Annotated in this window: 8 protein-coding genes; 5 read left to right on the top strand and 3 right to left on the bottom strand. The window is 72.4% G+C overall.

The genetic code is table 11. The features are described 5' to 3' along the window. Position 1: 1 nt before the first annotated feature. The gene (locus tag ACQPZ4_RS29685; RefSeq protein WP_433042397.1) at positions 2–2,755 is read left to right on the top strand and encodes a cytochrome P450; all 2,754 of its coding nucleotides are present in this window, start codon (positions 2–4) and stop codon (positions 2,753–2,755) included. Between the two features lie 122 nt (positions 2,756–2,877). Next, positions 2,878–4,878 carry a SpoIIE family protein phosphatase gene (locus ACQPZ4_RS29680; protein ID WP_433042394.1) on the top strand — a complete coding sequence of 667 codons (2,001 nt, stop codon included), beginning with the start codon at positions 2,878–2,880 and terminating at the stop codon, positions 4,876–4,878. A gap of 97 nt (positions 4,879–4,975) precedes the next feature. Here the strand turns inward: ACQPZ4_RS29680 and ACQPZ4_RS29675 are convergent, their stop codons facing one another. The 3 genes from ACQPZ4_RS29675 to ACQPZ4_RS29665 all read right to left on the bottom strand — a co-directional run bounded on the left by ACQPZ4_RS29675 (position 4,976) and on the right by ACQPZ4_RS29665 (position 8,190). Further along, positions 4,976–6,142 (bottom strand): epoxide hydrolase family protein, encoded by a 1,167-nt coding sequence (locus ACQPZ4_RS29675; protein WP_433042391.1) that lies wholly within the window; start codon positions 6,140–6,142, stop codon positions 4,976–4,978. A 12-nt stretch (positions 6,143–6,154) separates the two neighbouring features. Then, positions 6,155–7,312, bottom strand: coding sequence for an aminotransferase class I/II-fold pyridoxal phosphate-dependent enzyme (locus tag ACQPZ4_RS29670; RefSeq protein WP_433042388.1), 1,158 nt, complete (start codon positions 7,310–7,312; stop codon positions 6,155–6,157). Between the two features lie 209 nt (positions 7,313–7,521). Continuing rightward, positions 7,522–8,190 (bottom strand): winged helix-turn-helix transcriptional regulator, encoded by a 669-nt coding sequence (locus ACQPZ4_RS29665; RefSeq protein WP_433042385.1) that lies wholly within the window; start codon positions 8,188–8,190, stop codon positions 7,522–7,524. 205 nt (positions 8,191–8,395) lie between these two features. Between ACQPZ4_RS29665 and ACQPZ4_RS29660 the strand changes: the two genes are divergently transcribed. The 3 genes from ACQPZ4_RS29660 to ACQPZ4_RS29650 all read left to right on the top strand — a co-directional run bounded on the left by ACQPZ4_RS29660 (position 8,396) and on the right by ACQPZ4_RS29650 (position 13,294). Further along, positions 8,396–9,742, top strand: a complete 1,347-nt coding sequence (locus tag ACQPZ4_RS29660; protein WP_433042382.1) for a condensation domain-containing protein — start codon at positions 8,396–8,398, stop codon at positions 9,740–9,742. A 127-nt stretch (positions 9,743–9,869) separates the two neighbouring features. Then, positions 9,870–10,133: a phosphopantetheine-binding protein gene (locus tag ACQPZ4_RS29655; RefSeq protein ID WP_433042379.1), complete on the top strand. Its 264-nt coding sequence runs from the start codon at positions 9,870–9,872 to the stop codon at positions 10,131–10,133. 26 nt (positions 10,134–10,159) lie between these two features. Further along, a complete protein-coding gene (locus ACQPZ4_RS29650; protein WP_433042376.1) occupies positions 10,160–13,294 on the top strand; it encodes an AMP-binding protein in 3,135 nt (1,044 codons plus the stop codon). The last annotated feature ends 2 nt before the right edge of the window (positions 13,295–13,296 follow it).

Here is a 13,296-nt window from a genome sequence, read left to right as displayed (position 1 = left end):
GATGCCTGCCCTGCTGGACCGGATCGTCGCCGCGCGCGGTGCTGAACGCGCGCTGGTCGTGGACACGCACACGACGCTCACGTGGGATTCGCTGGCCGGGCGGGTCAACCGCTGGGGCCGGCTGCTGCGCGAGCACGGGCTCGGGCCCGGTGACCAGATCTCGTGCGTGACCGGGAACCGGGCGGAGAGCTTCGAGCTCGTGCTCGCCTGCCTGCACACCGGGATCACGCTGGTGCCGGTCAACTGGCACCTGACCGCGCCCGAGATCGCGCACATCCTGGCCGACTCGGGCAGCCGCGCGGTGATCGTGCAGCCGTCGTCCCTGGCCGCGGTGGCCTCCGCGGTGGCGTCCGCCCCGGACTGCAAGCTGCGGATCGTGCTCGGCGCGACGGCGGCCTCCGGCTTCGCGGCGGCCGACGAGCTGCTGGCCACTGTGGACGGTGGGGAGCTGCCGGAGCAGACGTGCGGCGCGACGATGCTGTACACGTCCGGCACCACCGGCGCGCCGAAGGGCGTCGTGAACAACCTGTTCACCGTGGGCGCCCCGTTCGCGCGAGTGGACAAGCTGATGCGATACGCGCATTCGGTACTGCGCGTCCCGGCGGGGGAGCGGGTGCTGCTCGACGGGCCCTGGTACCACTCGTCGCAGCTGTTCTTCGCCCTGCTCTCCCTGCTCCAGGGCAGTACGCTGGTGATCCGCTCGCAGTTCGACCCGGCCGAGACGCTCGCCGCGATCGACCGCGAACAGATCACGGCCGTGCACCTGGTGCCGACGCAGCTCGTGCGCCTGCTGCGCGTTCCCGATCGGGCCGGCTTCTCGGGCGCTTCGCTGCGCACCGTATGGCACGGCGGCGGCGCCTGCCCCATCCCGGTCAAGCGCGACATGGTCGCATGGTGGGGTCCGGTGCTGACCGAGTACTACGGGGCCACCGAGGGCGGCGCCGTCACGCTCATCGACGCCGAGGCGTGGCTCGAACGGCCGGGCAGCGTCGGGCGCGCCCTGCCGGGGTGCGAGCTGGTGGTCGTCGACGCCGAGGGCCGCCCGGTCCCGGCCGGGGTCCGCGGCCGCGTGTACGTGCGGCGGCTGCACGGGAGCCGCTTCAAGTACCACAACGCCCCGGAGAAGACCCGCGGCGCGTACCTGGGCGACGACACGTTCACGTTCGGCGAGGTCGGCTTCCTGGACGACGACGGCTACCTCTTCCTCACCGGCCGCGCGCAGGAGCTCATCGTCTCCGGCGGCGTGAACGTCTACCCGGCCGAGGTCGAGGCGGTCCTGCTTTCGCACCCGGCGGTCCACGACGCCGCCGTGATCGGCGTCCCCGACCACGAATTCGGCGAACGCGTGGCCGCCGTCATCGTGCTGCGTGATCTCGCCGATGCGGAACGTGTGCTGGACGCGCACTGCCGCCGTTCACTGGCCGGTTTCAAGGTTCCGCGGTTGTACTCCTTTGTGCCCGACCTCCAACGCGAGCCCACCGGCAAGTTGCGCAAGCACCTGCTCACCGCGCACTTCGAACGGCCCGACGTCGCGCATCCGGCCACGTATGCCGCCGGCGTCCCGCACGCGGAGTTCGCCCGGCGCCGCCGCGAGTCCCCGGTGACGTGGGTCGACGAGCCGCTGCTGACCAGGCACAGCGCGGCCGGCCTGATCACCCACCGCGGCTCCGGCTACTGGGCCGTCACCAGCCACGAGGCCGTCCTGGCCGCGTCACGGCGCACCGACGACTTCTCGTCGGCCCGCAAGGGCGCGTTCCTGGTCGACCCGCGCACCCCCGGCGACCTGCGCCAGACCCGCCAGCTGCTCATCAGCATGGACGAGCCGGAGCATCTGCGCATCCGCCGGCTGGTCACCTCGGTCTTCACGCCACGAGCGGTCAAACAACTGGCCGACAGCATCACCGCCCACGCGGAGCGGCTCGCGCGTTCGATCACGGCGATGGGCGAATTCGACATCGTCACCGACCTGGCGCGCGAACTGCCCCTGCTCGTGCTGTGCGACCTGCTGGGCGTCCCCGAGCACGACCGCCACCTGCTGTACTCCTGGAGCAACCACCTGGTCGGCTTCGACGATCCCGAATACGGCGGCGGCGACATCGACGTCTACCGCCGCACCTTCGCCGAGGCGTTCACCTACGCCCTGCACCTGGCGTCGGCGCGCCGCGAACATCCGACCGAGGACCTGATCAGCCGCCTGGCCAACGCCGAGCTCGACGGCCGCCGCCTGACCGACCGCGAGTTCTGCAACTTCTGGCTCCTGCTGGTCGTGGCCGGCAACGAGACGACCCGCCACCTGATCACGGGCTCCCTCCAGGCCCTGACCGAGTACCCGGACGAACGCCACCGCCTGGTGTCCGGCGAGGTTCCGATGTCAACGGCGGTCGACGAGCTCCTGCGCTGGGTGACCCCGATCATGCAGTTCCGCCGTACCGCGACCCGCGACACCGAGCTGTCGGGCCGTCCCATCAAGGCCGGCGACAAGGTCGTCCTGTACTACACCGCGGCCAACCGCGACGAACAGGTCTTCGCGGACCCGGACCGCCTGAACCTGGGCCGCGACCCGAACCCGCACCTGGCCTTCGGCACCGGCCCGCACTTCTGCCTCGGCTCCCACCTCGCCAAGCTCGAAATGACGAGCCTGCTCACCGCGCTGCTGCCACACCTGGACCGCCTGGAACTGACCGGCCCGGCGGTGCGCATGGAGTCCAACTTCGTCAACGCCGTCAAGTCCCAGCCGGCCCGCTGCAAACCCTGACGAACGGCGTATCGTGGCCCGGCGCGCCATGCGCCGGGCCACGTTGCTTGCGTCCGTTCGCGGCGGGGACCGGCGGGTGGTAGATGTGGATGCGGTATCCGCCGCCGGTGAGGGAGCGCGACGTGTCTGATGGACCCCGAGACGACCGCGGGCGCTCCGGCGTGACCGGTGACCTGGACGTGGTGCGCTCGGTGTTCGAGGAACTGCCGCTGGTGTCCTACGCCACGGACGGACCGGAGCACCGGATCGTGGCGACGAACGCCATGTTCCGGCAGTACGTCGGGCGCACGCACATGATCGGCATGCCGCTGGCCGACGCGTTCCCGGAGTCGATGGGCCAGCAGATCGTGCCGATCTTCGACCAGGTCCTCGCCACCGGCGAACAGGTGTATCTGCGCAGCTTCCGGGCTCAGCTGACGCGCCAGGACACCGGGGAGCAGATCGAGGTCTACACCGACCTGCGCTGGCATCCCCGGCACGGGCCGGACGGCAAGGTCGTCGGCGTGATCGTCGATCTCGTCGACGTGACCGAACAGGTCCGGCAGCACCAGGCCGAGCAGCGGCGGACGGCCGAGGCCGAACGCCGCCTGGAGCAGGCCCGCGGCGTCATCACCACGTTGCAACGCGAGCTCCTGCCCGCCGGGGTACCGGTCCTGCCGCGGGTGCAGGTGTCGGCCAGCTACCTGCTCGCCGACGCCGACACCGCCGCCGGCGGGGACTGGTTCGACGCGCTCACCCTGGCCGACGGCCGGTTCGCCCTGATCGTCGGAGACGTCGTCGGGCACGGCGTGGCCGCGTCCGCGACGATGGGCCAGCTCCGGCTGCTGCTGCACGAGCGCCTGGCCGCCACCTCGGACATCGCGGCAGCCATGGCGGCGCTGGACGCCGCCGCCACGGAGGTCCCGGCCGCCCGGGCCACCACCGTGTGCGTCGTGGCGCTCGACCCCGCCACCGGCGCGCTGCAGTACTGCACGGCCGGTCACCCGCCGCCGCTCGTCGTGTCCCGCGAGGGTGCGACCCGCTACCTGCCGGCCACCGGCGCCGGGCCGATCGGCGTCGGCGGGGCCTTCACCGGCGCGTCGATCGGCAAGGACCGGCTCGCCGACGGCGAGCTGATCCTGCTCTACAGCGACGGCATCCTGGAACGGCCGGGCCGGGACCTGGCCGGCAGCACGGTCGAGCTCGCGACAGCGGTCGCCGACATCGTGACGGACCGGGCGCTGCAGGGCGACAGCGACCTCCCGGCCGAGCGCGTCTGTGTGCAGACGCTGGAACTGCTGACCCGGGCCAGCGGGCACACCGACGACATCACCCTGCTGGCCGCGCAACGGGTCGACCCGCCGCCGCCGCTGCGGCTGCCGGTCACCGCCGAACTCGGATCGCTGCAACCCCTGCGGGACCAGGTGAAGGCCTGGCTGACCGAGGCGCGCATCGACGGCTTCGATGCGGGAGCCGTCCTGCACGCCGTCGTGGAACTGGCGACCAACGTGATCGACCACGCGTGGATCGACTCGGCCGACCGGCACGCCTTCACCGTCACCGCCGCCCTGACCGGCACGGGGCGGGTGGAACTGTCGGTGGCCGACCGGGGCCGCTGGCGCGAGCCTTCCCCGTCACCAGACCGGGGCCTGGGCCTGGTCATGACGACCGGGCTGGTCGACCGGCTGCGAATCGAGCACGATGCGAACGGCACCTCCGCGACCGTGACCCACCGCGTGCGCCGCCCGGCCCGGCTGCTGACCGCCAACGACCTCACCTGGACGGCCGCACCCCGGAACCCGGCCCCGCCGCTGCTGCTGATGCTGGACCAGCCGTCCGCGCCCGGCCCGCGTATCCGCGCCGACGGGCCGGTCGACGCCGCCACCGTCGCCGAGTTCGACCGGACCATCCGCGCCGCCGGTTCGTCCGGCACCCGGCCGCTGACCGTCGACCTGACCGGCGTGTCCCACCTGGCCAGCGCCGGCGTCTCCGCCCTGCACCGCCTGGCCGCGCTGCACCGGGACAACGGCACCCACCTGCGGCTGTACGCCCCGGCCGGAACACCCGCCGATGCGATCATGTCGCTGGTCGCGCTCGACCACGAGACCCGCGACCCCGACTACCCGGACGTCCTGAGCACGTGAACGGCCCCGACCCGTCGCCGCGCGCGAACGGGCCCGGAGGCGTCGCCGTTGACGCTTCCGGGCCCGGGTCGTCGGCGACCGTGCGGTCGCCGGTGGGTCAGGTGGTCTTCAGGGAGCGGGTGAAGTCCCGCAGGTCCTGGACCAGCAGGTCGCCCTGCTGGAGGGCGGCGAAGTGGCCGCCGCGGTCGAACTCGGTCCAGTGGGACAGGGTGGGCAGCAGCGGCTCGGCGAACTTGCGGATCGGGGGGCAGACTTCGTCCGGGAAGACCGCGATGCCCACCGGGACCGAGAGCGGCCACGGGCCGGCCCAGGTGCGCATGAAGTCCTCGGGGAAGCGGGTCGACTCGTAGTACAGCTGGGCGCTCGGGCCGGCCGTGTTCGTCAGCCAGTAGATGGTGACGTCGGTGAGCATGCGGTCGCGGTTGACGGCGTCCTCGGGACCCTTGTCCGCGCCGCTCCACTCCTTGAACTTCTCCACGACCCAGGCGAGCTGGCCGGTGGGGGAGTCGGACAGGCCGTACGCGATGGTCTGCGGCCGGGTCGACTGGATCTGCTGCCAGCCCATGCCGTCCTGCTGGAAGCGGCCCGCCTTCTGCAGCTTGCGCAGGTCGCGCTCGTCGAGGTCGGCGAAGGCGTTCGGGTCGTCCATCGGGGGCATCGCGACGAACATGTTCAGGTGGACACCCGCGACGTGCTCGGGGTCGGCCTCGGCCAGGCGCAGGGAGATGACCTTGCCCCAGTCGCCGCCCTGGGCGACGTAGCGGTCGTAGCCGAGCCGGCGCATGAGCTCGGCCCACGCGCGGGCCACCCGCGGGACGTCCCAGCCGGGCTCCGTCGGGGCGCTGGAGAAGCCGAAGCCGGGGATCGACGGGATGACGACGTGGAACGCGTCGGCGGGGTCGCCGCCGTGCGCGCGCGGGTCGGTCAGCGGGCCGACGACGTCCAGGAACTCGACGAACGAACCCGGCCAGCCGTGGGTCAGGATGATCGGCGTCGCGTCCGGTTCGGCCGAGCGAACGTGCACGAAGTGCACCTCGACGCCGTCGATCTCCTCGACGAACTGCGGGAAGCTGTTGAGCCACCGCTCGGCGGCGCGCCAGTCGTAGCTGGTCTGCCAGTACTGGGCGAGCTCCTTGAGGTACTCCAGCGGGACACCCCGCTCCCAGTCGGAGCTCGGCCCGGCCGGCGGCCAGCGGGTCTCCGCGAGGCGCCGGCGCAGGTCCTCGAGGTCTTCCTGGGGGATGGCGATCTGGAACGGTCGCATGAATCGTCCTCCTCAGCCGCGGCGCGCCGTGGCGACCGCGTCGGCGATGATCTCGCAGATGCCGTCGACCTCGGCCTGGCCGATCGACGTGCCGGTGGGCAGGGCGAGCACCCGCTGGGTGAGCGCCTCGGTGCGGGGCAGCGGCAGGGGAGCGTGCCGGCGCGGGTTCGACCGGTACGGCTCGATCTCGTGGCAGCCCGGGTGGAAGTACTTGCGCGACAACACGTTGTGCTCGTGCAGGATCCGGTGCACGTCGTCGCGGTGCACGCCGGCGATCGACTCGTCGACCTCGATCACCAGGTACTGGTAGTTCGCCTGCTCCCCGGCCGCCTGCGGGCGCACCGTGACGCCGGGGACGGGGGCGAGGCGGGTGCGGTACAACTCGTCGTTGCGCTTGTTGATCGCGATGAAGTCGTGCATCGCCTCGATCGAGGTGAGGCCCATCGCCGCGTGCACCTCGCTCATCCGCCCGACGGTGCCGCGGCCGACCACCTCGCGGGTGCCGTCCTGGCCCATCGTGCGCATGGTGCGCGCCCGCTCGGCCAGGTCCGGGTCGTTCGTGACGATCGCGCCGCCCTCGAAGCTGTTCACATACTTCGTGGCGTGGAAACTGAACACCTCGGCCGCGCCGAACCCGCCGATGGGCTTGTCCTGGTACGTGCACCCGAACGCGTGCGCCGCGTCCAGCAGCAGCGGAATCGCGTGCCGCTGGGCGACCTTGGCCAGCGGTTCGATCAGGCACGGATGGCCGAACACGTGCACGCCGAGGATCGCCTTCGTGCGCGGCCCGATGAGCAGTTCGACGTGCGCCGGGTCGGCGCTGCCGGTCGCCTCGTCCACCTCGCAGAACACCGGCACCAGCCCGATCCAGTCCATGGCGTGCGCGGTCGCGACCCAGGTGAACGACGGGATGATGACCTGGTCGCCGGGCTGCAGGCCGAGCGCCATGGCCGCGATCTGCAGGCCGTTGGTGGCGTTCGAGGTGGCCACGCAGTGCTCGGTTCCGGCGATGTGCGCGACGCGCTCCTCGAACTCGCGCAGCAGCGGGCCGCCGTTGGTCAGCCAGCGCCGGTCGAGCGCGTCGTCGATCCGCTTCGCCAGGACGGCGCGGTCGCCGATGTTCGGCCGGCCGACGTGCACGACGTCTTGAAACATGGGTTTGCGCAGCATCCGCCATTCCTCTCGGTGGGCCGGCCGCCGGCCCGCATCACGGCACGGCGAGGTGCGCGGCGGCGCGAATTTTGGCCTGACGCCGCCCGGCATCCGGTGCAGGCGTGCTGCGAATCATCGTCCGGCGCACCACGGAGCCATGTCATATCCGAGGGTGCGCACAACAAAGGCCGCGTCCGGGAACGAACGCGGCCTTGCGGAACAGGGGATCAGGCGGGTTCGGCCACCGGCATCGGCTCGATGCGGAACACGTCGGCGAAGCGGTGCAGCAGGGCGATGTCGCCGTCGATGGTGACGCTGCCCTCGCGCACGGCGTCGTCCGGGTCGAGCTCGCCGGCCATCATCGCGCGCAGCGCCGGGCCGGCCGAGATGCGCAGGTCGGGCCGGTCGACGCCGCCGGTGCCGGTCTGCAGGCCGGTGCGGTCGACGATCGCGTGCACCAGGATGTCGCCGAACTGGACCTCGTAGCGCGCCTTGAGGCCGCGCGCCTCCGCCGGGTGGTACGTCGTGCGGATCGCCATGATGAGCGAGTCGGCGGTCACGATGTCGGTGTCGAGCGGCTCACCGAGCGCCTTGGCGCCCCAGCGGCCGAGGGAGAGCACGACGTCGTTGAGCTCCTCGCCGTACGGGCTGAGCCGGTAGACGACCGAGCCGTCCGGGCGCGGCATGACCACCCGCTCCACGACACCGGCCGCCTCGAGCTCCTTGAGCCGGTCGGCGAGCACGTTGGTCGGGATGCCGGGCAGGCCGCGGTGCAGGTCCGTGTAGCGCTTGGCCGCGACGAGCAGGTCGCGCACGATCAGCATCGTCCAGCGCTCACCGAGCAGCTCCATCGCCCGCGCGACGCCGCAGTACTGCCCGTACGTCTTCCTTGCCATGCAGCCAGTGTAGTCCGTTTCCGGATCGGCAACCACGCTTGTCCGGATGCAGTGCCGCTGGACTGGGCAATCTGTGAGAAGAGCCACCGCCGATCCGGTGGTTGACTCGGCATCGTCACCGCGGTGCGCGGCCCCGAACGGCGCGGCGCGGTCCGGCCGTCGAGCCACGGCCGCACTCCCTTCCACGGACGGAGGCCTCGTCGGCATGACCACCACCCAGACGTCCGAAACGGTCGTCCCCCTCTCCGCCAACCAGCAGTTCCTGTTCATGTTCGACCAGGGCGAGGAGGCCGGCTCGTTCGGCCCGTACCACCACATCGCCGCAGGCTGGCGGGTGCGCGGGGCGATCGACACGGCCCGCCTGCAGGCCGCCCTGGACGCCGTCGTGGTGCGTCACGAGGCGTTGCGCACGGTGATCGTGCGCGACGCCGAGCAGCCGTACCAGCGCATCTGCGCACCCGGCAGTGTGCGTCTGGACATCATCGACCACCCCGAGCCGGACGAGTCGCGCCGCGACCTGCGCGCCCAGTGGGCGATGAACGACCTCGAGGCCGGCCGGTTCTCGATCAACGACCTGCCGCTGCTGCGCGCCGTGCTCGTCCGCCTCGCGCCCGACGACGCCGTGCTCGGGCTGCAGGCCCACCACTCGGCCGCCGACGCCTGGTCGATGCAGATCATCATGCGCGACGTGGCCAACCTCTACGCGGCCGCGGCCGGGTTCGCGGTCCCCGAGCTGCCCGAGGTCGCGCAGTACGCCGAGTTCGCGCGCCTGCAGCACGAGCTCGTCGCCGAGGACGTGGACCGCGAATACTGGCGCGCGACCCTCGACGGCGCCGAACTGCTCGCCCTGCCGACGGACTGGCCGCGCTCGGCCGGCCTGCCGAAGGCGTCCTCGTGGCACCGGTTCACGATCAACCCCGAAACGACCGCGTCCGTACTGTCCATTGCCCGCCAAACGCGCAGCACCCCGTTCATCGTCCTGCTCGCGGCGTACTGCGTCACCGTGCAGCGCGCATTCGGCCGCGCCGACGTGACGGTGCCGACGTTCTCGCCGGGCCGGGGCCTGCAGCGCTTCCAGGAGTCGGTCGGCTCCTTCTACAACTTCCTGCCCCTGCGCGTGCAGCTGTCCGGCGCCGCCTCGTTCCGCGAGGTCATCCTGCGCACTCGCGCAGCCTGCCTCGGCGCGTACGAGCACGAGCTCCTCTTCGGCCAGGTCGTCCAGGACACTCAGGCGGTCGCGGCCCCGATGGCCGACGACAACCTCGCCGCGTTCGTCTTCCAGGTCGAGCGCACCCTGTTCTCGGCCGAGGGCACCACGGTGGGCGACCTGAACTTCACCGAGATCCGCCGCAACGTCTCCTCCCCGGTCGGCGGCGACATCCCCGACGGCGCCCTGTGGACCCTGAGCGTCGAGGCCGGCGGCGACACGGTCGGCACGCTCGCGGTGAACAGCAACCGCTACGACTCGATGACCGCCGCCGCCATGGTGCTCGACTTCAAACGGACGGTGACCGACCTGCTCGCCGGCCCCGACGCGGACCTGACCGCCTGAGCGAACGGCGACCGGCCGAACGTCCAAGTCCTCACGCGCACCTGATCGAACGCGCACTGAGCGAAGGCACGGTGCGCGGGCGTGAGCGTGCGCCCGTCCGTCCCCCCAACGCACGAAAGGAAACGCCATGTCCGGCAGCACCACCGACAGTTCGGTCGGGACCGTCAACAGCAGCGTCGAGCAGATCTGGTGCGCCGTGCTCGGCGTGGCGCCGGGGCCGAGCGACGAGACGTTCCTCGACCTGGGCGGCCAGTCCATCTCCGCGATGCTCATCGCCACCCGGGTGCGGGACGAGCTCGGGGTCGACATCGAGATCGGCGACCTGTTCGACGACCCGACGCTGGCCTCCCTGCAGGAGACGGTCCGCGCCAAGCACGCGGCCCGCGGCTGAACGAACAGCAGCGCAGGGGAGGAACCGTGAACGCCCGCCGTACCGAGCACGAAACGACATCGCCCGCGCAGGATCGCGCATGGTTTCTGCACCAGCTGATGCCCGGCTCGGCCGAGCAGAACCGCTGCCGGCAGTTCGCCGTCGTCGGGCCGCTGGATCTGGGCGCGGTACGGCGGGCGTGGGCCACGGTGTCCGACCGGCACGAGCTGCTGCGCACCGTCTATCTCGCCGTCGACGGCCGGCCCGTCCCGATCGTCCAGCGCGACGCCGACGCCGCGCTGGAGATCCTCGACCTGCGGGACCGCTGGACGTGGCCGGACTCCGAGGACGTGGCCGACCGCCTCGCCGCCGAGCGGATGGAACGCCCGCTCGACCCGGGCACCGGGCTGATCGCCGTCACGCTCCTGGTCCTCGACGACGAGAACGCCCGGCTGCTGCTGGTCGCCGACGCCATGATCTGCGACGAGACCTCCGTCGGCCTCGTCGCCGAAGAGCTCGCCGCGGCGTACGACCGGAACCTCGACGAGCACGACAAGCCGATCCAGTACCGCGCGGTCGCGGCGGTGGAGCGCCGCCGCACCCTCGAACCCGACCCGCAATGGGTGGCCAGCCGGGAGCCGAGGGCGGACGCGCTGGACCTCCCCGCCGACCGCGAACGCCCCCGCGGTCCATGGGCACCGAGCCAGGCGGTGCGCTTCGACTGGCCGCATGAGCTCGCCACCCGGATCGCGCACGTCGCCGATGTCGAGCCGCCCGAGGTGCTGCTCGCCGCCCTGCACGCGCTGCTGCACCGCTACGACCCCGCCGGTCGCATCGCCGTCGGCGTGCCCGTCAGCACGCGTACGGCGCTCACCGAGAAGGTCGTCGGGCCGTTCGACAACCTGATGGTCGTCGCCGTCGACTTCGCCGAGGCGGTCACCTTCCGCCGCCTCCTGCGCGCCGTGCACCGCCAGGTCCGGACCGCCCTGCAGTACCGCAACCTGCCCTTCGACCACCTGGCGAGGCTGGCCGGGGGCGAGCGCGACCCCCGCCGCGCCGTGCTCTACGACGCCGTGTTCGTCGGGCCGGCCGCGCACCGGCCGATCCTGGCGTTCGGACCCGCGCAGGCGCTGCCGATGAGCGCCGCCGGCGGGGTCGCGCAGGCCGACCTCGCGCTGGTCATCGACCGGCTGGAGCCGTCGGTGGTCGGATCGCTGCGGTACCGCACCGACATGTTCGACCACGCCACCGCCGAACGCATCGCGGCCCAGCTGCGCATGCTGGTCGAGGCGGCGATCGAGCACCCGGACGACCCGCTCGCCACGCTTGCCCTCGACCCGGAGTGCGCGCATCGCGCGGAAACGGACGAGGCCGAGCACAAACCAGTGCACGAAACGATCGCCGACCTGGCCCGCACGCACCCCGACGCGCCCGCGGTGGCCGACGCGAACGGCGAGACGGTGACGTACGCGGACCTGTCCCGCCGCGCCGACGCCATCGCCGCCGCGATCCGAGCAACGACCGGAGCGCACGGCGAAGGGACCGGCGCGCAAGGCGATGCGACCGGTGCGCCCATCGCCGTGCGGATCGCCCCCAGTGCCGCGTTCGCCGCCGCCGCGATCGGCGTCCTCAGAGCCGGCGGCCACCTGATCTGCCTCGCCACCGAGGACAGCGGCGAGCGCGACCGCGAGATCCTCCGCGGCCTCGGGCCCCGCTGCCTGCTCGTCGACGAGGACAGCCCGTTCGCCACGTGGTACCGCACCGAGGGCACTGTCATCGACGTCACCGCGGTCCCGGCCGCGCCCCCGCCCGAGGCCACCAACGCCTCCGAGGCCTACATCGCGTACACCTCGGGATCGACCGGCGTCCCCAAGGGCATCCGCCAGACCCACGCCGCCCTGGCCCAGTTCACCCACTGGTTCGCGCGGGAGTTCGGCATCGGCCCCGGCGTGCGGCTCGCCCAGTGGGCCGCCCCCGGGTACGACGCCAGCCTCATGGAGCTCTTCGCCGGCCTCACCTCCGGCGCCACGGTCTGCCCGGTCCCCGACGGCATCCGCGGCAACCCCGAGAAGCTCCTGCCGTGGCTGATCGGCGAGCGGATCACCGTCCTGCAGACCGTCCCGAGCTTCGCCCGCGAGCTGCGCCGGGTCATCGCCGAGACCGCGAAACCGCCGGAACTGCGCACGCTCCTGCTCGCCGGCGAGCCGCTGCCCGGCGCCCTCGCCAACGACCTGCGCGCGCTGCTGCCCGGCATCCGTCTCGTGAACCTGTACGGCCCGACCGAGACCATCCTCGCCACCTGGCACGAGGTCCGCGGCGACGTGTCCGGCACCGTCCCGATCGGCCGCGCCATCCCCGGCCGGCACGTGGAGGTCCTCGACGAGCGCGGTGCGCCGTGCCCGGACGGGGTCACCGGCGACCTGGTCATCCGCAGCCCCTACGTGACGCCCGGGTACGTCGGCGTCGAGGCCCGCCCCGCGCACCTGTTCCCGGGACCGTATTACCGGACCGGGGATCGGGCGCGCAGGCGGTACGACGGCGCCCTGGAATTTCGCGGGCGGACCGACCTGCAGATCAAGTTCTTCGGCCGGCGCCTGGAGTTGGCCGAGATCGAGGCGGCGCTCGCCGAGCACGAGTCGGTGGCCGCCTGTGCCGTGCTGCCGCTGGGCGACCAGGAGGGCCTGGTGACCCGGATCGTGGCCTACGTCGTGCCGCGCACGCAGCCCGCGCCGTCCACCGACGTGTGGCGGACCCACGTGCGGCGCCGGTTCGGCAAGGCCAAGCTGCCGCTGTCGTTCCGGACCGTGACCGCCCTGCCCCGCACCGCGGGCGGGAAGGTCGACCGGCACCGCCTGGCCGCCGGCGCCGCCCGGACGGCGACCCGGGCCGGCAACGTCAGGAAAACGATGCTCGAGAAGGCGCTGGGCGAGATCTGGCGCCGGCTCCTCGGCGGCCGCGTCCCGGCGACGGACGACACCTTCGCCGGCCTCGGCGGCCACTCACTGCTCCTGCTCCGCCTGGCCGCGCAGATCCGCGACCAGTTCGGGGCGGCCGTGCCGCTGTGGGAGCTCGCCGCCAACCCGACCCTGAGCGACCTGGCCGCGCTCGTCGAAGAAGCCGTCGTGGCCACGGCCAAGCCGTTCGACCGCCGTCCATCAGCTGAACCGTCTGCGATGAGGTGACA

The sequence above is a fragment of the Dactylosporangium sp. CS-033363 genome (assembly GCF_050942475.1).
Taxonomy (GTDB): Bacteria; Actinomycetota; Actinomycetes; order Mycobacteriales; family Micromonosporaceae; genus Dactylosporangium.
Note: the sequence above shows the minus strand (reverse complement) of the source record. Positions and strands in the feature narration are given on the sequence as shown.

Bases quoted from the DNA above. Each gene is read 5' to 3' on its own strand.
- ACQPZ4_RS29685 (WP_433042397.1), top strand. From the start codon at position 2: ATGCCTGCCCTGCTGGACCGGATCGTCGCCGCGCGCGGTGCTGAACGC.
- ACQPZ4_RS29675 (WP_433042391.1), bottom strand. From the start codon at position 6,142: ATGCGACCGTTCCAGATCGCCATCCCCCAGGAAGACCTCGAGGACCTG.
- ACQPZ4_RS29670 (WP_433042388.1), bottom strand. From the start codon at position 7,312: ATGCTGCGCAAACCCATGTTTCAAGACGTCGTGCACGTCGGCCGGCCG.
- ACQPZ4_RS29665 (WP_433042385.1), bottom strand. From the start codon at position 8,190: ATGGCAAGGAAGACGTACGGGCAGTACTGCGGCGTCGCGCGGGCGATG.
- ACQPZ4_RS29660 (WP_433042382.1), top strand. From the start codon at position 8,396: ATGACCACCACCCAGACGTCCGAAACGGTCGTCCCCCTCTCCGCCAAC.
- ACQPZ4_RS29655 (WP_433042379.1), top strand. From the start codon at position 9,870: ATGTCCGGCAGCACCACCGACAGTTCGGTCGGGACCGTCAACAGCAGC.